At 58.9% G+C, this 21,663-nt stretch carries 18 protein-coding genes; 10 read left to right on the top strand and 8 right to left on the bottom strand.

From position 1 onward, the window contains the following. Window positions 1-16: 16 nt before the first annotated feature. Complete coding sequence (locus HF949_RS09185) at window positions 17-1,060, bottom strand: P1 family peptidase (protein WP_292893416.1); 1,044 nt, start codon at window positions 1,058-1,060, stop codon at window positions 17-19. A gap of 302 nt (window positions 1,061-1,362) precedes the next feature. Here HF949_RS09185 and HF949_RS09180 point away from each other — a divergent pair, with 302 nt between their 5' ends. The 7 genes from HF949_RS09180 (at window position 1,363) to HF949_RS09150 (ending at window position 8,282) form a co-directional block, all read left to right on the top strand. Next, complete coding sequence (locus tag HF949_RS09180; RefSeq protein WP_292893414.1) at window positions 1,363-2,556, top strand: MFS transporter; 1,194 nt, start codon at window positions 1,363-1,365, stop codon at window positions 2,554-2,556. 37 nt (window positions 2,557-2,593) lie between these two features. Next, a complete protein-coding gene (locus HF949_RS09175; RefSeq protein WP_292893411.1) occupies window positions 2,594-3,226 on the top strand; it encodes a LysE family translocator in 633 nt (210 codons plus the stop codon). A 19-nt stretch (window positions 3,227-3,245) separates the two neighbouring features. Next, a complete protein-coding gene (locus HF949_RS09170; protein WP_292893408.1) occupies window positions 3,246-3,800 on the top strand; it encodes a cysteine hydrolase family protein in 555 nt (184 codons plus the stop codon). A 285-nt stretch (window positions 3,801-4,085) separates the two neighbouring features. Next, window positions 4,086-4,694 (top strand): TetR/AcrR family transcriptional regulator, encoded by a 609-nt coding sequence (locus HF949_RS09165; RefSeq protein WP_292893405.1) that lies wholly within the window; start codon window positions 4,086-4,088, stop codon window positions 4,692-4,694. 13 nt (window positions 4,695-4,707) lie between these two features. Further along, complete coding sequence (locus HF949_RS09160; RefSeq protein ID WP_292893402.1) at window positions 4,708-5,868, top strand: isovaleryl-CoA dehydrogenase; 1,161 nt, start codon at window positions 4,708-4,710, stop codon at window positions 5,866-5,868. Window positions 5,869-5,923: 55 nt separating this feature from the next. Further along, window positions 5,924-6,649 carry a flavodoxin family protein gene (locus HF949_RS09155; protein WP_292893399.1) on the top strand — a complete coding sequence of 242 codons (726 nt, stop codon included), beginning with the start codon at window positions 5,924-5,926 and terminating at the stop codon, window positions 6,647-6,649. A 25-nt stretch (window positions 6,650-6,674) separates the two neighbouring features. After that, a complete protein-coding gene (locus tag HF949_RS09150; protein WP_292893396.1) occupies window positions 6,675-8,282 on the top strand; it encodes a carboxyl transferase domain-containing protein in 1,608 nt (535 codons plus the stop codon). A 17-nt stretch (window positions 8,283-8,299) separates the two neighbouring features. On the opposite strand, the gene HF949_RS09145 is transcribed toward HF949_RS09150, so the two are convergent. Together HF949_RS09145 and HF949_RS09140 are read right to left on the bottom strand one after the other, a co-directional pair. After that, the gene (locus tag HF949_RS09145; RefSeq protein WP_292893394.1) at window positions 8,300-8,911 is read right to left on the bottom strand and encodes a DUF922 domain-containing Zn-dependent protease; all 612 of its coding nucleotides are present in this window, start codon (window positions 8,909-8,911) and stop codon (window positions 8,300-8,302) included. Between the two features lie 205 nt (window positions 8,912-9,116). Continuing rightward, the gene (locus HF949_RS09140) at window positions 9,117-12,827 is read right to left on the bottom strand and encodes a TonB-dependent receptor (RefSeq protein ID WP_292893391.1); all 3,711 of its coding nucleotides are present in this window, start codon (window positions 12,825-12,827) and stop codon (window positions 9,117-9,119) included. Between the two features lie 862 nt (window positions 12,828-13,689). Between HF949_RS09140 and HF949_RS09135 the strand changes: the two genes are divergently transcribed. Further along, window positions 13,690-15,645 carry an acetyl/propionyl/methylcrotonyl-CoA carboxylase subunit alpha gene (locus tag HF949_RS09135; RefSeq protein WP_292893389.1) on the top strand — a complete coding sequence of 652 codons (1,956 nt, stop codon included), beginning with the start codon at window positions 13,690-13,692 and terminating at the stop codon, window positions 15,643-15,645. Window positions 15,646-15,725: 80 nt separating this feature from the next. On the opposite strand, the gene HF949_RS09130 is transcribed toward HF949_RS09135, so the two are convergent. The 4 genes from HF949_RS09130 to HF949_RS09115 all read right to left on the bottom strand — a co-directional run bounded on the left by HF949_RS09130 (window position 15,726) and on the right by HF949_RS09115 (window position 19,142). Then, complete coding sequence (locus HF949_RS09130; protein ID WP_007008458.1) at window positions 15,726-15,992, bottom strand: SEL1-like repeat protein; 267 nt, start codon at window positions 15,990-15,992, stop codon at window positions 15,726-15,728. 288 nt (window positions 15,993-16,280) lie between these two features. Beyond that, window positions 16,281-17,108 carry an ABC transporter ATP-binding protein gene (locus HF949_RS09125; protein ID WP_292893380.1) on the bottom strand — a complete coding sequence of 276 codons (828 nt, stop codon included), beginning with the start codon at window positions 17,106-17,108 and terminating at the stop codon, window positions 16,281-16,283. Further along, window positions 17,101-18,144 carry a FecCD family ABC transporter permease gene (locus tag HF949_RS09120; RefSeq protein WP_292893377.1) on the bottom strand — a complete coding sequence of 348 codons (1,044 nt, stop codon included), beginning with the start codon at window positions 18,142-18,144 and terminating at the stop codon, window positions 17,101-17,103. The genes HF949_RS09125 and HF949_RS09120 overlap by 8 nt, the downstream gene beginning before the upstream one ends. After that, window positions 18,141-19,142: a FecCD family ABC transporter permease gene (locus HF949_RS09115; RefSeq protein ID WP_292893374.1), complete on the bottom strand. Its 1,002-nt coding sequence runs from the start codon at window positions 19,140-19,142 to the stop codon at window positions 18,141-18,143. Before HF949_RS09115 ends, HF949_RS09120 begins: the two co-directional genes overlap by 4 nt. A gap of 120 nt (window positions 19,143-19,262) precedes the next feature. On the opposite strand from HF949_RS09115, the gene HF949_RS09110 reads away from it, so the two are divergent. After that, a complete protein-coding gene (locus HF949_RS09110; protein WP_292893371.1) occupies window positions 19,263-20,162 on the top strand; it encodes an ABC transporter substrate-binding protein in 900 nt (299 codons plus the stop codon). A gap of 115 nt (window positions 20,163-20,277) precedes the next feature. Beyond that, on the top strand, window positions 20,278-20,622 hold the full coding sequence (locus tag HF949_RS09105) for a DUF2147 domain-containing protein (RefSeq protein ID WP_292893368.1): 345 nt from the start codon (window positions 20,278-20,280) through the stop codon (window positions 20,620-20,622). Between the two features lie 91 nt (window positions 20,623-20,713). Here the strand turns inward: HF949_RS09105 and HF949_RS09100 are convergent, their stop codons facing one another. Continuing rightward, a complete protein-coding gene (locus HF949_RS09100; protein ID WP_292893365.1) occupies window positions 20,714-21,622 on the bottom strand; it encodes a LysR family transcriptional regulator in 909 nt (302 codons plus the stop codon). Between the last annotated feature and the right edge of the window lie 41 nt (window positions 21,623-21,663).

The raw sequence follows: 21,663 nt of genomic DNA, 5'->3' as shown, positions 1-21,663 counted from the left end.
GCCTGGAACAAGGGCATCAGGTCATGCGTGGCAAAAGTTGATCACGCAGGGCGGGGAGCCGAAGGCCGTCATAACCGGTGAGCGACTCTGCGTGCCACAGCCCATTCAGCACCGCCTCTTCCGCCGCCTCGACTGCCGCGCACAGGAACGGGTCGAGCCGAGCCTCGCCGAGGCGCTCGATGGTAACGACCTCACTGTCGATGGACAGGAGGTTGGCGGTCGAAAATGCAAGGGCTATATCGCCGCTTTGATCGCCCCAGTAACTGCCAAGACGCCCAAGCGCTGCTCCCGCCCGCCGGGAGAGCCGGGTGAGCTGGCGCGAATCAAGCGGTGCATCCGTGGCGTAGACGACGATCACCGAGCCTTTGTCGTCTGGGTCGCAACGCCCGGCCTCGGGAGTGTCGACACGTTTACCCAGCAATCGGAGATCGCCCGGTCTTCCGAAATTGGAAAGAACCAGCGCGCCAAGCACGTGTTCCCGACCGGACGGCAGCGCAACGCGCCGCGAGGCACTGCCGATGCCCCCTGCAAAGCCAAATGTACGCATTCCGGTTCCGGCCCCCACTGTGCCTTGTGCAAACTCCGGGCTGGCCGCCGAAATGGCATCATTCGCCATGGCTTCAGTGACAGCCAGAGCCTGAATGTCATTGACGCGTCCGTCATTGCATTCCAGAACAAGCGGGTTGACCGTGGCGCGGCTGCGCCCGATTTCCGGATTTTGTTCAATCGCCCTGCGGATCAGTGCCGTGGTGCAGGCGGCAACGCCGAATGTATTGGTCAGGAGGATCGGTGTTTCAATACGCCCAAGTTCGGCCAGTTGCAGGAGCCCCGCACTCTTTCCAAAGCCGTTCAGCACCGCAAACCCGGCCGGCACGGGATAACGGAACAAATCCCCGTTGTGTGGAATGACGGTTGTGACCCCTGTCCGTGCCGCGCCGTGGAGACAAGTCGTGTGCCCGACGGCTACGCCCGGCACATCGGCGATAGTGTTGGCGAAGCCCGTGGGCAGATCCCACCAGCCATCCGCGTCTTGAGCAACCGACCGGATCGAGAAATTCATATGAAGGCCCCTGTCATGAAACGCTGGTCCTGAATCGCTGTCATTCGACTAGATTGGTCTCCTGATTTCCAGCCTCATGAACAATCGCCAACAATGCATGGCGCTTGCAGGCTCACCGCATTCGTGCAAAGTTGCAAAGACGTCGGGGCAACCTGCTCCATGCGGCCAAGCCGCCAGACGCTTTAACACCTTTCCCATTTTCGTGTGTCCTATGCAGCGCCCTTGCGCCTGCTCTTAGGTGTTTTCTCCCCCATTTTTCCAGCCGTTCGGCCATCCTTATCAACGCACTCATGGAGTTATCCATGCCTTCACGGCTTTTTCTGCCAGTGCTTGCACTGGTCGTTTTCTTCGTCGGCGCGACGGAATTCATGATCGCGCCCATGCTGACACCCATAGCATCGGCTTTCGGTGCTTCACCTGCGGCTGCTTCGTGGCTGATCTCCGGCTACGCCCTTTCCTATGCGGTCGGGGCACCGATTATCGGGCTCTTCGCCCATAAGATCGACAGGCAACGACTCCTGATCGTTGCCCTGGCGGTTCTTGCGGCTGACGGGTTTGCGGTTGCCTTTGCTCCAGCGCTTGACATCGCCGTCCTCCTTCGAGTGCTTGGTGGCGCAGCAGCAGCAGCGCTGATCCCCGCTACCTTCGCCCTGATCGCCGACCGATTGCCTGATGCACGCCACGCGCAGGCAATGGGGTTCGTCATGCTGGGTATGACGGCCGGGATTGCATTCGGGCCGGTGCTCGCTGGCGCTCTCACCCACGCGTTTGGCTGGCGCGCTCCTTTTCTGGCAAGTGCCTCTGGGTGCCTTCTATTGATGCTTCCCGCCCATCGTGTTCTCAAGGCCGAAAACTTTCCACCGCTTCGGCAAATTCGCCCTCGTTTCAAAGGCCGCAAGCACAGTCTTCTCATGCTCATTGCGGCCAAGGCACTGTGGAACGGAACCGCTGTTGCCGCCTTCGGCCTGAGCGGCGAACTGCTGCGTGATCGATTTGCGATCAACACATTTCAGACAGGTCTTTCCGTCGCGGCCTTCGGCATCGGACTGGCGTTGGGGAATGTTCTGATCGGCGCTGCCAAACACCTTTTTCGAGACGATCAGACCTTGCTCCTGGGGGCCCTGCTGTTGCTCATTTTCACCCTGGTCATGTTCCTCTTCCTGCCGCTTCCGCTCCATGGGGCGGTTTTGTGTCTGGGTGGATGGGGTGTCGCGCTGGGGTTTGCCGCACCGACGAGCACGGCCATGATCGCTCAGCGCGCAGGTCGGGAAAAAGGGTTCCTCCTCGCACTCTCCGAAAGCGCGAACAATGTCGCATTGCTTTCTATGCTTTCTCTCGCCGCGCTTTCGCTGGAAGCATTCGGGGCTAATGCTGCGGGCGCCACGCTCGGCGTCGGCATGTTCTTTGGCACGGGCCTTCTCTTTCTGGACATTTTGGTCCAGTTACGAGCACGAAGATCTGCCGATGGCTCTTGCGGAACACGCCAGCGCGAATAGGCTCAGTCTCTGTCCACCTTTCCGGATTGGAGGAGATATGGGGCCCTTTATGATCCTGGCCGGCGTGTTTGCGGTTTTCATCCCTGCATTGATGTTGCCGGGCCCTGACTTTATCGCCGTCGTGCGCACGTCAATGACCCGCGGCACAATCGCCGGGTTATGGACCACACTCGGCGTTTCGCTCTGCCTTGGCATCTACGCGACGCTCAGTCTTGCGGGTCTCTCGGCGATCCTGATCGAGTATCACTGGCTGGCGTGGGCAGTGCGCCTTTCAGGCGGGTGCTATCTCATTTATCTGGGGCTCAAGCTGCTCTTCGCCCAACCAGCCAAACTGGAAATGACGGAGGGCAGCGATCGGCCAAAGGGAAATCCGCTCGTGTTTGGCTTTCTGGTCACATCGACCAATCCCAAAGCCATTGTGCTCTTCACAAGCGTTTTTGCCACCGCGGTCACCGAAAGCACACCTTTCTGGCTGATGGGACTGATGGTCGTTATGGTCATTTTAAGCGCGCTGGTCTGGTACACCCTTGTCACGCTTTTCATGTCCTCGGCGCCAGTCATTCGCCGCTTTCGGCACGTGCAGCACTGGATAGAACGCGCCGCCGGCGTGTGCTTCATGGCTATCGGTGGGCGAATCCTTTCCGATGCGCGCAATCCGGTTACCCCCTGATCATTGAAAGGTTACCAGAATGGACATGGATGCCGCCGTTCTTCTGCTCGTCGACTATCAGCAGGCATTCGACGATGCGCCATGGCCGCGACGCTGGAACAAGGACGTCGACCGGAACGCGCTCGCCCTGCTTGAAGCCTGGCGAGAAACCGGTCGGCCGGTAATCCATGTGCGCCATGATTCCGTCGAACCTGGCTCAACGCTACGGCCGGGCGAACCTGGACATGCAATGCGCCCTGGTTTCGAGCCGCAGCCCGGCGAAGCGCTCGTCACGAAGAGCGTCAACGCCTCATTCATTGGAACAGATCTCGATCTTCGCCTGCGCCGGCTCGAAGCGAAAACCATCGTGACCTGCGGAATTTCAACAGACATGTGCGTGTCCACCACAGTTCGAACCGGCGCGAATATGGGCTGGAATATGGTTTTGGTGGAGGATGCCTGCGACTGCTTCGATCTGCCAGATGGGCGCGGTGGGACCATCCCGGCCGAGACGGTGCACCGGGTCCATGTGGCTACACTCGGCTTCGAATTCTGTAAGGTCACGACGACCAGCGCGCTCCTGCAAACTCTTTGAAACGACGCTGTAAAAACTCTGGAACCTATGGCAGCCGATCACGTTGTTTTCGCAACGGAGCCGCCTGTGTCAACCGGGCACGACGGTATGGAGAACAGGGACGATTTTCCCGGTTTCCCGCCCTGGCATCAACGCATTGGCATACGTGCTTCTGTCCCGTCCGGGCGGCTCCGTTTCTCCAAAAATCCCAGGCCCTCCGGTTCACACACATCAGAAAACGTCACATGCTTCACTGGCTCTTGAATTAATTGAACGTTCGTTTTATTAATTTCCCAAGGAGGCTTCATGGCGCGCACGACCGGATCCGATGGAGAGAAGACCGAAGCGGCGATCCGAGAGGCGGCGCTCGACCTGATCGCGCGTCTTGGCTTCGAGGCCATGGCAATGCGCCAGCTTGCCGGCAAGGTTGGTGTTCAGCCGGCCGCGCTCTACCGGTATTTTCCGACCAAGGAAGAGCTGCTTTACGCGCTTATGCGCGAGCATATGGAAAACCTGATCATTTCCTGGAGGGAAGCGCGTCCTGCAGAAGGCTCTGTTGAAGAAAAGCCAGCAGGACGCCTCGCTGCTTTCGTTGAAAACCACATCCGCTTTCACCTGGCCCGTCGCAACTCCACTCATGTGAGCAATCTGGAACTGCGCAGCCTTTCCGAGGAACGCCTCAAGCGCATTCTCGATCTGCGCAGCCAGTATGAAGGCGAGCTCAGGGGTATTTTGACAGATGGCCTGCGCGACGGGGTCTTCCGGATTGACGATGTTTCACTGACCGCCATGGCGATCATCCAGATGATCACGGGCGTGATCGTCTGGTTTCGCCCTGAGCTGCGGCTTTCGGAGGACGAGGTCGCTGCCAATTACCATACCATGACCATGCGCCTTGTAGGCGCCGTGATGTGACCGGAGGAGACCGATGTATACCGGATCGATGAATTTCGGGCTTGGCGAGGATATCGACGCGCTGCGGGAGATGACACATCGCTTCGCGCAGGAAAAGATTGCCCCCCTTGCAGCGGGCATCGATGAAAGCAACGAGTTTCCCGCCCATCTCTGGCAGGAGATGGGAGCGCTAGGTCTGCTCGGCATGACCGTCGATCCAGACTATGGCGGTTCGGGTCTCGGATATGTGGCACATGTCGTGGCCATGGAGGAAATCTCGCGCGCATCGGCCTCGGTCGGGCTCTCGTATGGCGCGCACTCCAATCTATGCGTGAACCAGATCCGCCGCTGGGGTAACGACGCACAGAAGAAGAAATACCTTCCCGCACTATGCTCGGGCGAGACCGTGGGGGCGCTCGCCATGTCAGAGACGGGTGCCGGCTCGGATGTCGTATCCATGAAACTCCGGGCGGAAAAACGCAACGACCGCTTTGTCCTCAACGGGTCCAAGATGTGGATCACCAACGGGCCTGATGCCGGCACCCTGGTTGTCTATGCAAAGACCGACCCGAACGCCGGACCACGCGGCATTACGGCCTTCATCATCGAGCGTGACATGCAGGGATTTTCCGTTGCCCAGAAGCTCGACAAGCTTGGCATGCGCGGATCCAACACGGGCGAGCTGGTTTTCGAGAACGTCGAAGTGCCGTTCGAAAACGTGCTTGGCGAGGAAGGCAAGGGCGTCAATGTCTTGATGTCGGGTCTGGACTATGAGCGCGTGGTGCTGGCGGGTGGGCCCGTTGGCATCATGGCAGCCTGCCTTGATGTCGCAGCCCCCTATGTGCGGGAGCGTGAACAGTTCGGTCAGCCTATCGGCTCGTTCCAGCTTGTCCAGGGCAAGCTTGCGGACATGTACACAACGATGAACGCGTGCCGCGCCTATGTGTATGCGGTGGCAGCCGCATGCGACCGCGGCGAGACGACCCGCAAGGACGCGGCGGGCTGCATCCTTTACGCGGCCGAAAAGGCCACCCAGACCGCACTTGATGCAATCCAGCTTCTGGGCGGCAATGGCTATGTGAACGAATTTCCGGCAGGGCGTCTCCTGAGAGATGCCAAACTCTACGAGATCGGCGCAGGTACGAGCGAGATCAGGCGCTGGCTGATCGGACGTGAGATGATGTCAGAGGCGTGAGAACCATGTCCTCTCCCGTGCGTTGACCCTGGTCACACACACATGGAGAAAACCCATGCCACTCAATGATCTGCAGAAGCGCCTTGCCGATGAGACCAGCACTGATTTTTCCGATCTTCGAGCGCTGTTCATCAATACCACGCTGAAACCAAGCGACCGGGCTGCATCGCATACCGAAGACCTGATGCAGGATTCCATCGCCCTGATGAAGCGCTGCGGGGTCGCGACTGATTATCTGCGCGCGGTCGACTTCAACATTGCTTTTGGCGTTTCGCCGGATATGCGGGAGGAAGGTGCTCCGATTGATGACTGGCCGGAGAAGATCTGGCCAAAAGTAAATGCAGCCGACATTCTGGTGATCGGCTCACCCATCTGGCTTGGCGAAGAGAGCTCCATCTGCCGCGTGATCATCGAACGGCTCTACGCCCATTCCGGCCAGCGCAACACCAAGGACCAGTACATTTACTATGGCAAGGTCGGCGGGGCGATCATCACCGGCAATGAAGATGGCATCAAGCATGTGGCCAAGACCGTGCTCTATTCGCTGCAGCATATCGGCTACACGATTCCGCCTCAGGCCGATTGCGGCTGGATTGGCGAAGCTGGCCCGGGCCCGTCCTACGGCGATGAGACCGAGAACGGCGGCCGTGCCGGCTACGACAGCGCCTTCACGCGACGCAACCTGACCTTCATGACCTTCAACCTAATGCACCTGGCTCGTATGCTGCGTGATGCAGGCGGCTTGCCAGACCATGGGAATCAAACCACGGATTGGGCATAGTGCCCCATTCGCCGCAGGAGATCGCATGACCGTCCTTCAATCGCAACTTTCCCCCTCCTCCGACGCCTACAAGGCCAATTTCGACCGGATGCAGGCGCTGGTGGGCGAAATGACCGGAAAAGCCGCACAGATCGAGCGCGGCGGGTCGGATGAGGCTCGTGAACGCCACGTCAAGCGTGGCAAGCTCCTGCCACGCGAGAGACTTGCGCAATTGCTGGATGTGGGCGCCCCCTTTCTCGAGATCGGCCAGTTCGCCGCCTTCGACATGTATGGCGGAGACATTGCTTCCGCAGGCCTGATTGCCGGTGTGGGACGCATTGAAGGGCAGGAATGTGTCGTGGTCGTCAACGATGCGACCGTGAAAGGCGGCACTTATTATCCTCTGACGGTGAAGAAGCATCTGCGTGCCCAGGAAATTGCGCTGGAGAACAACCTCCCCTGCATCTACCTGGTCGATTCAGGCGGCGCTAACCTGCCCAATCAGGACGAGGTTTTTCCCGACCGCGATCATTTCGGCCGCATATTCTACAATCAGGCGAACATGTCCGCGAAAGGCATTCCCCAGATCGCCTGTGTGATGGGATCGTGCACTGCCGGCGGCGCCTATGTGCCGGCAATGAGTGATGAAACCGTGATGGTGAAGGGCAACGCCACAATTTTCCTCGGCGGACCGCCGCTCGTAAAGGCGGCGACCGGCGAGGTGGTTACCGCGGAAGAGCTCGGCGGCGCAGAGGTCCATACGCGTGAATCCGGCGTTGCAGACCACTATGCGCTGGACGATGAACATGCGCTCGCCATCGTCAGGCGCATTGTCAAAAACCTGAATCGAAAGAAGAGCATATCGCTCGATCTTCGCAAACCGATTCCGCCCGCCTACGATCCACGTGAGATCTACGGCATCATCCCCGCCGATACCCGCCAGCCCTACGATGTGCGCGAGGTGATCGCGCGCGTGGCGGACGGCTCGGAGTTCGATGAATTCAAGGCCAATTATGGAACCACGCTGATTACCGGCTTTGCCCATATTTACGGGATTCCGGTAGGCATTCTGGCAAACAACGGTGTGCTTTTCTCCGAAAGCGCATTGAAAGGAGCCCATTTCATCGAATTGTGCTGCCAGCGAAAGATCCCTCTTGTGTTCCTGCAGAACATCACCGGGTTCATGGTCGGGCGCAAATATGAGGCCGGGGGCATCGCACGCGACGGAGCCAAGCTGGTGACGGCAGTCGCGACGGCACAGGTGCCAAAGGTCACAGCGATCATCGGCGGATCGTTCGGTGCCGGCAATTACGGCATGTGTGGCCGCGCATATTCTCCCCGTTTCCTCTGGATGTGGCCAAATGCGCGCATTTCGGTCATGGGCGGCGAGCAGGCGGCCACCGTTCTTTCCATCGTCAAGCGTGAAGGCATCGAGCGTAAGGGTGGAAGCTGGAGCGCGGAGGAGGAAGCCGAATTTCGGCGGCCCATCCTCGAAAAATACGAGCGCGAAGGCCACCCGCTCTATTCGAGCGCCCGCCTTTGGGACGACGGTATCGTCGACCCTGCCAAGACGCGGGAGGTTCTTGCCCTGTCCCTTGGCGCAGCACTGAACGCGCCGATCGCTGATACGAAGTTCGGTGTATTCAGAATGTAGGACGCGGACAGGCAGCGTCAGTTGCTGCGCTGCCTGTCGCCATTGATGAACTCCATCACGAGGCGGTGCACATTGCCGCCATCGCCCATTTCGACGCGATCGAACTCGCGGCTGCGTTGTCGCTGTTCCTGAGAGAGCTTTCCCAGATGCTCCTGCAGTGTTGCACGCACCTTCTGGCACCCAGGATCATTCTCGACCCGCAATCCGACCGACACCTCTTCAATCTTCTTCACCATATCGGTGATGATATCTCCATGAACGCGCTCGTGCGCCCTCACCCCCTCTATGAAGCGCTCCCAGGCCGAACGTGTCTGCGATGACAGCGCCCCTGTGACCTGTGGCAGGCGGTAGGTGATGATCAGTTTCGGCGTTGCTGAAGCCAGGACGCAGGCGCCATCCTTGCGTGGTTGATAATCGCGACGCCAGGTGAGTTTGAAATCCGTGTATGCGATCACCCGGCGTACGCCGAGTTTGGGCCCGCGCTCTCCGATGGACCTATAAAGATCCAGCGCAGTTGCCCCAGAGATGGCGTAGGGTTCGACACGTTCGATCGGCTTCCAGTCGGCCAGCGCCGAACCAGGAAAAATGGCCGTGGCCACGGCCAGGACGGTCCAGCGAATTTTGGCCAACTCCAATGCCCCCGCTTGTTGCCAGCAGCGTCCGCTGCGGTGCCACCATTGACGTAGCAGATCGCCAGGGCGTCTGGAAAGACGCCCTGGCGCTTGAATGTTGGATGTGTTTCAGGACACAACCTTGTCGAAATGACGACAAATCTCCCATCTGGCGGAAGCGGGTGCGGGCGCCTCCCCCCACGAGCGGCGCCCGCTTCGGGCGTCAGAACTTCCCAACCACGTTGAGGAAGGCTCCACGGTCGTCCAGCGTGAGATCGCGGAGATCATCTGAGAAGCGCCCGAAATTGTACCCTGCGCCGACCTTGAAGTTGTTGCCGACATGCCTGTACAGAGCGGCAAGCGCGCCGTAATCCACCGATTGAATCTCCGGAAGATAGAAGGCTCGGCCTTCAAGCATCGCATCCCAGTTCTTCACGACATGCAGATCGGCGCGGACGATGCCCAGATGGGCTGAGGATTTTTCCCAATCGCCCATGGAACTGTCGCTGCTCCTTGCCCGGATCTCACCCAGGCGCATGCCGTACTTGCCACCAACGGACAACCACGGAAGGAGGTCATAAGTCAGATCGGCGGAGACGATGTGGCTGCGTTGAAGCGGGCCATTTGTGGAACGCGACATGCTGCTGATCTGGTCGTTGCCCGGGAGATTGTAGAGGTAGGTATATCTGAACAAGGCGTTCAGGAGATCGTTGTCGACGGGGCGATAGGCGTATCCCAGCGAACCCTCGATATAGTCTCCGTTGTAGTAAGTACCCAACGGCGTCTGCGAGATTACGGCGTCAACGCTTCCGAGAACCCTGCCATACCCGTCGTGATCCATACTGGCGCCGGCGCTTACGACATAGGTATTGCGGTTTCGTGTTTCATCTTCGGACCGTTCGATCCGGGCTTCACCTCGAACCCGTGCGCTGACGCCCAATTCCTCGTCCTTGAATCCTACGCCGAGTGAGCCCGCGTACCGTTCGAAATCGGCATATTGTTTCCCGGAGGCGGGGTTGATGCGATCATCCTCGATATTGCCGGCTTCGAAACCGCCATCGACAGTCCAGGCGACATCAGGTGTGTAGATGACACCGTAACGCTGAGCCAGGGAGTTACGACGTCCGAAGAGATCGACATCGGCTTCCGAATAGGCCGAAACCACATCGCTCATTCGCTTCTTTACGCCCGCAACCACGGCGCCATGGTCCCGGCCCTGGAGGTCGTATCCATAGGTGCCGTCCGTAGCGCGATCCGGATCGAGGCGATAACCGATATAGTAGTGATCTTCAGGTGTCGGATCGTAAGTCAGCGCGGCAAGTCCGCCGATCCCGGATTTACCCCAGGACACCTCGCCCTCGGCGCCAAGCTTTTCGCTCAGACGGACTTCCGCGCCCACACCGTAGCGATCATTCTTGGAAATATTGCCTTTCCTGTCGACTGTTCCCTGAACGAAACCATAGTAGAGGTAATCATCATCCTGGCGATAGTCGACACGCAGACCCGCGTCGAGCCGCGTCCCGTCATAACCGGATTTTCCAGACGCAATGGCTCCTGGCGAGTGGAGTTTGGAATAGGCGATGCCGAAGGCCGCCTTCCAGTAGGCATCGAAGGCGTAACTGACCTCCAGTTCCGCATTGCTGTGTTGCTTGCCATCTTCGTTCAGATAGTCGTCATAAGAGAGCTTGAGGTTCATGGCTGCGCTCAAGGGAATTTCGGCTTCCGCGCCCCAACTGCGCTCGTCGGAATCCACCTGCTCGGTCACGCTGGAGAAGCCAGCTTCTTTCTGCTCATAATATCCGCCAATTTTGCCTGCAGTGCCCAGGAAGCGCAGGTCTTTGAAGGCCATCTGACCACGCAGGCTCCACGCCTTGGCCGAAATGCCCTCGCGTCCCGCCGTCTCCTGATCCGCCAGTGACAGACCGCCGTCGGTTGACCGCGAGAGCCCGAAACCTGGCCCCTTCGAATACGCGATTTCACCGTCAATAAAGGTGTCCTCGGATCGCTGCAGGCGCAAATCGGCGCCGTAGGCTGTCTGATCGGACAATCCCGTCGAATCCTTGATACCGGTGGCACCCAGCCGAATGCTCTTGCCAAGCCAGGTCTGCGCACGACCACCATAGACATAGTTTTCCATATCACCGGCTCGTGCACGATACTCGTACTGGGCGATCATGTAGGCCTTGTAGCCACCCAGAGCACCCTCACGAACCGCACCGTCATCAATGGAACCGGAAGACAGCGGTGCATCGAGAATGACGACGCCCTGCAGATAGTCGATGGTATAGTCTTCGCCATAGACCAGAGCGCGCCTCTCGATAACTCGCCCTGTAATCTTGTCGCGGTATTCAATGTGAAGCGTCTCCGACCCCTCTATGATGCGTTGTCGCTTGAGGAAGTATGCCGAACCACCAGTGCCAAGAAACTCGTCCCGCTGTGGGAGCGTTTCTGGCTTTGCCGCGAAGGCCGTTGCTGTGAATTTGGGCTCGCCGTTCGCGTTATTGCCCGCTGAACGCAGAACCATCTCGGCGCCATAAAGACCACGGTCCACCTGGAGGAAGCGTGTCCCCGAAATCTTTGTCTTGTAGTTGCCCCACATCACGTGGCTCTCACCACGGGCCAGGCGCACATAGAACTTCCCGTTGGTGGGCGCGTCCTCGACCGAGGTGGAATCGTCACCATAGACGGGATAATACTTGTCGGGATCGATACGACGCAGAAGCTCCCTCGGATCTCGCGCATCGAGATCCCGGAAGAGGTTCTTGACCTCGTTCTCGCCTGTATCAGCGGCTGCCGTCAGCAGGAACTTACCCTTGATCTTACCACGCAGATAGAACGCGAGGCGACCTGTGTTCCACACTTTGTCAAACTCACCTGTCCGCACTTCCTCGATACCGCTATCGCCGGTTCGCTTGCCGATAGTGAAATCTGCAAGCGCAACATAGAACCAATCATTGGTCGGAATGTTCACGTCGCGGCTGAAGTAAAGGCCACCGGCCTTCGAGCCACCATCAACAGCAACGTCGACCACGTGCTGCCCCGGAGGCATAATGCGCTGGGTGACAAATGTCCCGTTGGGGTCCAGGGGAACAAGTTCATCGAATGCGACGATACCGTAGCCTTCAGGAACGTTCTTTCCGTAGACCGTTATGGCACCGCCGTAGACCGGAATATTGCGAAATGCGGTCCTGTCTTCCGCTTTGCCTGGAGCCACGCCGTATCCCGAATCGGATAGAAACTCGCCGCGCGTGCTGGCGATGCTCAGCGGTACTGTTTCGTCGAAGCGACCCTTGGCATCGTAGACACGCAACACATAGTGGAACTCACGGCCACTTCGGGCAGGCATAACCCAGCTGGCCTCGCCATTAACATTGATGGGAACGACCGCCAAAGGCCGGTTGCTCCAGGCAACGTTGCTCTCGTAGATGCGAATTTCCGCGCGCGTGATGAATGCAGGGTAATTGGAGGTGGCGTAGAAACGAACAGGCTCTCCTTCGCGAAAGATCCGCTGCACGGGCACGGTCGACACATTGAGCAATGGTTCCGTGTCCAACCCGTCGAACTTGATCTGAATATCCACGGAGCTGAGGTCGAGATCGGTTTTGCGCTGCTTGTCGACCGGTCGCGAATTCGGTGAAACGCCGAACATGCCCTCATTCGTGATCTGACCGCTTTCATCGACAATCTGCCCATCAACGGAAATGACGAACGGAACAGCCGGTCGATCGCCTGGTCCAGCGAGTTCCGTGTTCTCACCGATCCGCAACTTTCCTACGGAACTGTTGTCCAGCATCTTTCCGCGCATCGCCGCAGGACAGGGAACGCCGCCACAGTTTCCTTCCAGATCGACAAGCGGCGGCATCTCGTCCCCTTTGTATACGGGAACCGCATCTCCAGGCACGAGCATAGGGGCTCCACCAACCGTCCCCCCCATGGGAGCACCTCCCACAATGCGCGCATTCTGCCGCAAGGGTGAGGAAGAGAATATTGGTGGCTCAGGAATGGGCTCCGTCCCCTGCATATCCGCTGCGAAGAGCGGTCCGATTTGCAGAGTAGCCGAAATAGATACAAGACTACTGGCGAACAGAAAGCGGGATGGTGAATATTTCATCATGGAATTTCCATCTGTTATCTGCTGACAAATTCAGCGAATTGCTCCGCTTCACGCCTCCGAACATTCCCGACTCACTGTCATACGCGCGGCCGCTACGGCTCGCGGCGGGCTCAACCCACCGATCCGCTTTTTTCTCGCCAATGGTTTTCGCTACTCGTTTGCCCAGAACACCGTTTCCCGGCGTTGCAACGCTATTCCACTCGAGCAGCTCATACCCGCGCACAGGATTTCAAGGTCAAACTACGTCGAACGCGAACCGGCTGTTTCTGAAGTATCCCGGGCAGGCGGAGCCACACGCGCTTCGCACTGCGGCCGTCTCGGGACACACACAGTAGTATTCCATTTGCCGAGGAGCCGATTTTCTCCCCCTGCAAGGCATATGAGGAGCATGCAGGCGCTACAAAAAACCCCCGGCACTTTCACCAAAACATATTTGATCGGATCGGCCATGTCGCAGTAGTTCTGGGTATCATTACCGGATGCGGGGGTCATCAATACTGTATGGCTTACCCACTTTCGGGTGAGATACACTTCAAATATTCCGTGCCGAGGAAAGAAATTTTCCAAGAGACGCAAGCGATATGGGAGCCGCGCAGAACGGATGGAATAAGCGGCAAATTTCCCGCCACAAACCGCTCTCAACACACTATGGTATTGCTGCTTCGTAGGAGGAACGTTCTGCATGTTCGACAAAATTCTCATTGCCAATCGCGGAGAAATTGCCGTCCGGGTCATCAGAACCGCACGACGTCTGGGGATCGCTACAGTGGCGGTCTATTCAGATGCGGACAGGAACGCACTGCATGTGCGTGTCGCTGACCAGGCAATCTGCATCGGTGCTGCCCCGGCTGCGGAAAGCTATCTCAATGGTGAGAAAATCATTGCCGCTGCTCGTGAAACCGGCGCGCAGGCCATCCATCCAGGCTATGGCTTTCTGTCAGAAAATCCGGACTTCGTTGAACAGGTGGAGGCGGCGGGTCTGATCTTTGTCGGCCCGTCATCGCAAGCCATCCGCGCAATGGGCCTGAAAGATGCCGCAAAAAGGCTCATGGAGAAGGCCGGGGTCCCAGTCGTGCCGGGTTATCATGGTGACACGCAGGCGCTTGTCGCCCTTGCCTCCAAGGCCAATGAAATCGGCTATCCGGTGCTCATCAAGGCACGCGCGGGCGGTGGGGGAAAGGGCATGCGGCTGGTATCCGACCCCGACGCCTTTCCCGATGCGCTGGCGGCCGCCCAAAGGGAAGCAAAGGCGGCGTTCGGCGATGAGCGCGTGCTGGTCGAAAAGTATATTCAGTCACCGAGGCATATCGAGGTGCAGGTTTTCGGGGACAGGCACGGTCACGCCGTCCACCTCTTCGAACGCGATTGCTCGGCCCAGCGCCGGCATCAAAAGGTGATCGAAGAGGCTCCTGCGCCCGGAATGAACGAGGAAACACGTATCGCGATGACGGAAGCCGCCGTGAAGGCGGCCAGGGCCATTTCCTATAGCGGCGCCGGCACGATCGAGTTCATCGTCGATGCTTCGGAAGGGCTACGACCGGATCGCTTCTGGTTCATGGAAATGAACACGCGGCTGCAGGTGGAGCACCCCGTGACCGAGATGGTCACAGGCGTTGACCTCGTAGAGTGGCAGTTGCGGGTGGCTGCAGGCGAGACCCTGCCCCGCACCCAGGAGGAGATCACCCTGACCGGCCATGCGGTCGAAGCGCGTCTTTACGCGGAGGATGCGACACGGGATTTTCTCCCGGCCACGGGAACGCTGCACCATTTGCGGTTCCCAGACAGGCTCGACACCGCAACGCTGCGCATTGATGCCGGTGTCGCGGAGAAAGATGCGATCACTCCCTTTTACGATCCGATGATCGCGAAGCTGATCGTCCATGCCCCGACGCGGGAGGGCGCCATTGACGGACTGGCAACCGCGCTTGAGAAAACCGAAGTTGCCGGCTCCACCGTCAATCTCGGTTTTCTAACACGGCTGCTGCGCGACGATGATTTTTATGCCGGGCGGCTTGAAACCGGCTTGATCGGCCGCAAGCAGGACGTTCTGACCAAGACCGCGGCGCTGCAGGAAAGACATCTTGCAGCAGCCATCGCTGCAACGAGCAGCACTGATCGTTCGGAAGACACGGCCAGCCCATTCTCCGCAATTTCGGGCTATGGCCATTTCAGGCCGCTCATTCACAAGCGGACGGTAATGCATGATGAGGACATTGTGGAAGCCTGCGTCTCGGCCCAGGCCGATGGCGCGCTGGCCATTCGCCTTGGCGATGATCAATCCGCTCAACCCATCATCGTGCGACGTGACGATCCCACCCGCATTGCCTCGTGGCCAGGGCACATTACAGTGTTTGAGGGTGCCGATGCGCTGACGTTGAAAGTGCCGGACCCTTTGCAGGCCGCTGAAGAAAGTGGCGGTGGCGACCGACTAAGGGCGCCGATGCCCGGTCTGGTGAAGCTGGTCCGTGCCGCGGTCAACGAAACGGTGCAGAAAGGCCAGCCACTACTGGTGCTCGAAGCAATGAAAATGGAGCACACCATTACCGCGCCGCATGACGGTGTCATCGCCGAGATCGCGGCTGAGGGTGCGCAGGTCAACGATGGTGCAATGCTCGTCCGTTTTCAGGGCGCCGAATAGGCGGCCAGTTTTTGATGGTGCCTTGCGCTCAGGGCCCGGCCAGTTTCAGGCCAGGCCCTGAACGGTCCGCCCCCACCGCATCAGTGCATCGTCATCCATTCACGGGCATCGCGCAGCGCTCTGGCGAGCTCTGGCTTGGACATGCCCGCCGCCAGTTCCGAGCGCAGCTCAGCCGCACGTTCAGAACCCTTGATGGCTGCAATATTGAACCATTTGTGCGCGGCCACCAGATCGACGTCGCAGTCGCGACCGGTCGCATACATCATTCCAAGTTGAAACAGCACGTCGGCCTGGGTGGACGAACCAGCCGTACCGAAGCCTGCTTCCTGAACATCGTAACGTGCCATAATTCAAGATCCCTGTTTTTACTCCCGAGAGCCTTTTGTTTTGTCCCTGTCGGGCCAGCCCTTCGATGCTTTCGAGAATGCAGGGTGCGGCTGAAATCGCCGTTAAATCTTGTGCTTAATTTGAAGAAAACAAAGTTCAAATTTTCAGTAAATGCCTGTTTTTGTTAAGCACCGCAAAGCCCTGCCGGTCATGGGTTTTGGGCAGACGGACAAGCTCAAATCGTTAACGGTCGCAGCAAGGTTCTGATAACCATGCGAAACGCTTTGGCGAAGCATTTCCTGAAAATTCTAGTCCTGAACCAGGCGATCCCGGCGTCCGGGACAGGCAGCGATAGGCACACAGAAAGGCCGTTGAGACACCTCTTCCTGCCGCACGATGCATTCGATCCCGAACACATCTTGGATGAGTTCCTGACGGAAGACTTCTTCCACCGGGCCGGATCCAGCTACTTCGCCCCCGCGAAAGAAGACGATATCGTCGGCGAAACGTGCAGCCAGATTCAAATCATGGAGTACGACCACCACCGTCTTGCCCTCCTGCGCGCCGAGACGACGCACCAGCGCCAGCACTTCCAGAGCATGCGCAATATCAAGATGGTTGGTGGGCTCGTCCAGCAGGATGACAGGAGATGCCTGCGCCAGAACCATCGCAATCCAGACCCGCTGAAGCTGCCCACCCGACAGCGTGCCGATTGGGCGGTCGGCCATATCCGCCAGATTCGTTTCCCGCAGCGCATTTGTAACGGCTGTGCGGTCACTCCCTGCGGCAGAGGTAAAGGCCCTGCGGTGTGCATAGCGGCCAAGTGTGACCAGCTGTTCAACAGACAGTTCCCCGGGTGCTGTGGGGCTTTGCGTCAGCATGGCGATTTCACGGGCAAGCGCCCTCACCGGCAGATCGGTAATGGGCGTGTCGCGCAGCAGCACCAAACCGGCATCTGCCGGCAGGAGCGCCCGCATGGCGCGCAACGCCGTTGATTTGCCGCAGCCATTGGGCCCACAGAAGGCCGTCAGCCTCCCAGGACGGATCGAGAGGTTCAGGTCGCTGAACACACGTTTGCCCGGATAGCCGAGCGTAACGGAGCGCAACTCAATCTCATTTCGTTGATCGTTATGCATGAACGCGCCCCGCACGTATGAGAATGAAAAGGAAATACGGCGCACCGATTACTGCCGTCACCGCGCCGGCGGGAACCTCAAGCGGGGCGAACAGGATCCGCACCACGATATCGGCTGCCATAACCATCGCCCCGCCCACCAATGCCGCAGCCAGCATCTGCGTGCCGGCGCGCCCCGGCAAAATAAGGCGCGCAACGTGGGGAGCCATGAGACCGACAAAACCGATGGCGCCGGCAAAGGAAACGGCGGCAGCGGTGAGGAATGCCGCGAGCGCAAACAGCATCAACTGAGTGGAGCGCACGGGCAGACCACTTGCCTGTGCGCTGATCTCGTCGAGCTGCAGCTGATCCATGCGGCGTGAAAACAGAAAGGTGAGCGGCACAAGAATGACAAGCACCATGGCCATCACCTCGACGTCTGCCCAGCGCGCCTGATAAACTGAGCCTGCGAGCCACATGGCTGCCTGGCTGGCGCGATGCACAGGTCCATCGACAAGAAAGAGCGTCACTCCCGCCTTTGCCAGCGCTCCCAGCGCCACACCATAGAGAATGGTGCGTAATGGCGGCGCTTCCGTGCGCACAGCGAGAATGATGACGACGCTCGCGAAGAATATGCCCCCCAGTGCGGCAGCCAGTGGCTGCCACATGATGCTGACAACAAGAGCGTTCGATTCATTGCTGAACATGAAAAGGAAGCACATCACACCCAGCGCCGCGCCATCGACAATGCCGAGCACCGCTGGGGAAGCAAGCTCATTACGCGTTGCCCGTTGAAGGATGAAACCGGCGAGCGCGAGCGCCACGCCGCTCAACCCAGCCATCAGCAGACGGGGCATGCGCAATGACCAGATGATGATGCCATCGCTCCGCTCCCCCATTCCCAAAATGGCCGACACCACGCGGTTCAGCGGCATGCCGGAACTTCCCAGCGCAACACCGGCAAGCCCCAGAAGGCAAACGACCGACACACAGAGGGCAAGAACCATGATCCGCGATGCGACGGGAGTGGAAAAGTATACAGGACTGGCTGCCCTCACGCCGCGCCTCCAATCCGTTTTCTCTGCAGAAGATATAGCAGCACCGGCACTCCCACCGCCGCCAGAAGCACACCGACGGGCGCTTCAGACGGATAGATGACGAAACGAGCGGCAATGTCTGCCGCCAACGCGAGTGCGGAACCTGTCAGGAGGGATAGAGGGATGAGATCCCGATGGCTCTGCAGGCCGGTGAGCCTTGCAAGATGTGGCGCGGCAAGGCCGATGAACGCCACCGGCCCCGCGACCGAGACGCCGATCCCGGCCATGAGCGCCGCCAGAATGAGCGCTGCCAGACGAAGTTTAACAACCGGAACGCCCAAAGATTGAGCTGTCATGTCATCGGTAAGCAGCGCATCCAGCATTGGATAAAGCAGCGCACTGATCAGCGCGCATCCGCCGATGGCCGGTGCTGCTAGATAGAGAAGGTCAGCATTCCGGTCAGCGAAGCCTCCTGACAGCCAGAAGATCAGCTCCTCCATGGTTCGTTCATCGGCCACCATGATGATCTGAATCCCGGAGGAAAGAAGCGCTGCAACCGTGACGCCGGCGAGCAGCAGGTAGGACGGGGAGGCTATCCCACCTGCCGAAAATGCCAGAGAGAAGACAAGGAGCGCGCATAACAGCGCGCCCAGACAGGCCGCTGCCGCGATCAGGGTGAGCGAACTGGTTCCTGCGCAGACGACGAGCAACACCACGGCCAGCCCCGCCCCGGCATTGATGCCAAGCAGGCCGGGTTCGGCCAGCGGGTTGCGACTTGCAGTCTGGAGCAGAAGCCCCGAAAGTCCGAGCCCACCGCCAACCACCATGGCAATCAGGGTGCGAGGCACACGGAGCGTGTTGACGATCAAGGCCGTTTGATCTTCTCCACCTTCGGTCAAGGCGCGCCAGACCTCGCTCGCAGGCGTGAACCGAATCCCCACATGCAGACTGACGACCGCCAGGACAGCGATCAGCCCGAGCATCAGAACATGCGGTAAATGGCGCGGCGTCGATCTCATCTTCACCCCGCTGCATTTCAGAAATGGGAAAGCCATGTCAACTTAAAACTTGACATTATTATACAACATTTGTTTGGACGATGCCTTCGACAGGACGTCGCGCCACAACAGGAGACGTAGATGCGCTTTCTGCCTTTTTTATCGGCCGCATTGATTGCGGGTTTCGCCATGTCGGCAAGTGCTGCCGAGATCGAGCATGCCATGGGGGTGGCAACGGTTCCGGATGAACCGCAACGCGTCGTCGTTCTCACCAACGAGGGTACCGAAGCGTTGCTGGCGCTTGGCGTGAAGCCTGTGGGTGCCGCCAATTCGTGGAATGGCGACCCGTGGTACCATCACATCTCCGAGAAAATGAGCGATGTGGAACCGGTCGGCAAGGAAAGTGCGGTCAATCTGGAACTGATCGCCGCTCTGGAGCCCGATCTCATTCTTGGAACCAAGCTCCGCCATGAGGCAATCTTTGAGCAGCTTTCGGCAATTGCGCCCACTGTCATATCTGAGCGACTACGGGGCGATTGGCGTGAGAACTTCCAGCTCTGGGCGAAGGCCGTGAACAAAGAGGAAGCGGGCGAGAAAGTGCTTTCGGACTTCGACGCGAGCGTCCGGCAACTTGCGGACGCCCTGGGAGAGAAAGTGAACGAAAAGGTCTCTGTCGTCCGCTTCATGCCGGGTCACATCCGCATTTATCAGAAAGACAGTTTTTCCGGCTTCGTTCTCGAAAAGATCGGTTTCAAACGGCCCGAGAACCAGGATGTCGACAGCTTCGTGCTGAAGGTGGGCAAGGAAAGCATTCCGGACATGGATGGCGACCGCATCTTCTATTTCACCTATGAGCCCGGCGATGGCGAGGCGACAAAACTTTCCGATGAGGTGCTTCGGGATCCGCTCTGGCAAACGCTTTCGGCGGTGAAGGCCGGCAATGTTCACGAGGTTGACGACACGATCTGGAATACAGCGGGCGGTGTTTTGGCCGCGCGGCTCATGCTCGAAGATATCGCCCGGCTCTACGGTCTCGAGTGATCCGCAGCACCGCCGACCAGGCGAACAGCCCCTTGAAAGTGCGAGTGCAGAAAGCAGTTGTATTACGTTTACGTTTGCGTAAGCTGCACTTGCAACATCATTGGGAGGAAGAGTGATGATTGGCAGACTTGTTCTAAGTAGCGCAGCGCTGCTTTTGGCGGGCGGGATTGCCATGGCCGACCCTATCGAAGGGAACTGGCGGACGGAGTCCGGTGCGACGGCTCAGATTGCATCGTGCGGCGGATCTTATTGCATCACGCTGAAAAGCGGCAAGCACGCAGGCAAGAAGATCGGCACGTTTCAGGCGGCCGGCGGCAGCAGATATACCGGTAAGATCACGGATCCGGCCAACGACAAGACCTATTCCGGCAAGGGCACGCTCTCCGGCAACAGTCTCAAGATGGGCGGCTGCGTTCTCGGCGGACTGATTTGCCGAAACCAGACGTGGTCGCGCCTTTGAACCAGACGCTGCCCAGATTGCCATTCGCACAATGAATACCGTCTCCAGTCGGAGCCCCCATGCGTTTCCTCCCTGCGAAACGCGTGGGGGCTCAATCTGCTATGAGGCCTTCGCTGCGCATTTGAGCAAGAATGATGCCGTGGGCACATGATTGCAAAGCAGCACCCGCCCTCCCCCCGATGGTGAGCGGCTCCCGGCTGCATACGAAATAAGGATACCAGGCAGCGCCCAGTCCGTGATTGATCTGGCCAAGTTGCGCATCATCTTCTGCCGACAAAAGAGACTCCGGCACATACCCCCATCCCAGACCATCACAGATCGCGTCTTTTCCCAGCTCGAAACTGCTGAGTGCAATGCGCTCGCTGCCCATCGCCTCAAGATGAAACCGCTCGCGCTGCGTGCTGTCGAGATAGGTGATCTGCGGCAGGATGGCGAGATCGTCGTCGGCGACATAGCTCATGGAGTGGAGCGGATGGGTTCTTGCCACCATCATTCGCATGCCGATGCGCGCGACTACGCGGCTGTAAAGCCCTGGAGCGGGACCGGCACGGCCTGAAGCAATGAAATAGGCAATATCGAGCTGGCCCTCACGCACCAGTTCGGGAAGCACATCGCTTTCGGCATAACGCATGCTGAGGCGCACATTGGGCCGCGCCTTTCGGATGGCCCGGATCACGTGACGCCAGAAGTTTTCCGATAGAACGTCGTCACGGCCAATCCGCAACTCCTGACCTGCGGTCTCCTCGCCGCGCGCGCAACGCTCGATGATGCTGTTTGAAAGCGCGACGATGCGGGCGCAGTCATCGAGAATGTGCTCGCCGACCGGCGAGAGGGCAAGGCTGTTGCCGCGCCGCACGAACAACGCGGCCCCAAGCTCATCCTCAAGCGCCGCGATTGCCATACTGACCGTGGAACGGTTGCGCCCAAGCTGGAGCGCGGCACCCGAGATGGAGCCCGCGCGCGCCGCGGCCACGAAATACTCCAGATAATCCAGTCTCACGGCAAAGCTTCTTCGTCAAAAATCCTGTCGCTCAGCGATTT

This window comes from Nitratireductor sp., from assembly GCF_017794765.1.
In the GTDB taxonomy this organism is placed as follows: Bacteria; Pseudomonadota; Alphaproteobacteria; order Rhizobiales; family Rhizobiaceae; genus Nitratireductor.
Note: the sequence above shows the minus strand (reverse complement) of the source record. Positions and strands in the feature narration are given on the sequence as shown.

What these genes read in the sequence shown, in the direction of transcription:
- HF949_RS09125 (WP_292893380.1), bottom strand. Translation starts at nt 17,108, where the DNA reads ATGCATAACGATCAACGAAATGAGATTGAGTTGCGCTCCGTTACGCTC.
- HF949_RS09150 (WP_292893396.1), top strand. Translation starts at nt 6,675, where the DNA reads ATGACCGTCCTTCAATCGCAACTTTCCCCCTCCTCCGACGCCTACAAG.
- HF949_RS09130 (WP_007008458.1), bottom strand. Translation starts at nt 15,992, where the DNA reads ATGGCACGTTACGATGTTCAGGAAGCAGGCTTCGGTACGGCTGGTTCG.
- HF949_RS09185 (WP_292893416.1), bottom strand. Translation starts at nt 1,060, where the DNA reads ATGAATTTCTCGATCCGGTCGGTTGCTCAAGACGCGGATGGCTGGTGG.
- HF949_RS09180 (WP_292893414.1), top strand. Translation starts at nt 1,363, where the DNA reads ATGCCTTCACGGCTTTTTCTGCCAGTGCTTGCACTGGTCGTTTTCTTC.
- HF949_RS09155 (WP_292893399.1), top strand. Translation starts at nt 5,924, where the DNA reads ATGCCACTCAATGATCTGCAGAAGCGCCTTGCCGATGAGACCAGCACT.
- HF949_RS09175 (WP_292893411.1), top strand. Translation starts at nt 2,594, where the DNA reads ATGGGGCCCTTTATGATCCTGGCCGGCGTGTTTGCGGTTTTCATCCCT.
- HF949_RS09115 (WP_292893374.1), bottom strand. Translation starts at nt 19,142, where the DNA reads ATGAGATCGACGCCGCGCCATTTACCGCATGTTCTGATGCTCGGGCTG.
- HF949_RS09170 (WP_292893408.1), top strand. Translation starts at nt 3,246, where the DNA reads ATGGACATGGATGCCGCCGTTCTTCTGCTCGTCGACTATCAGCAGGCA.
- HF949_RS09110 (WP_292893371.1), top strand. Translation starts at nt 19,263, where the DNA reads ATGCGCTTTCTGCCTTTTTTATCGGCCGCATTGATTGCGGGTTTCGCC.
- HF949_RS09140 (WP_292893391.1), bottom strand. Translation starts at nt 12,827, where the DNA reads ATGGGGGGGACGGTTGGTGGAGCCCCTATGCTCGTGCCTGGAGATGCG.
- HF949_RS09165 (WP_292893405.1), top strand. Translation starts at nt 4,086, where the DNA reads ATGGCGCGCACGACCGGATCCGATGGAGAGAAGACCGAAGCGGCGATC.
- HF949_RS09135 (WP_292893389.1), top strand. Translation starts at nt 13,690, where the DNA reads ATGTTCGACAAAATTCTCATTGCCAATCGCGGAGAAATTGCCGTCCGG.
- HF949_RS09160 (WP_292893402.1), top strand. Translation starts at nt 4,708, where the DNA reads ATGTATACCGGATCGATGAATTTCGGGCTTGGCGAGGATATCGACGCG.
- HF949_RS09105 (WP_292893368.1), top strand. Translation starts at nt 20,278, where the DNA reads ATGATTGGCAGACTTGTTCTAAGTAGCGCAGCGCTGCTTTTGGCGGGC.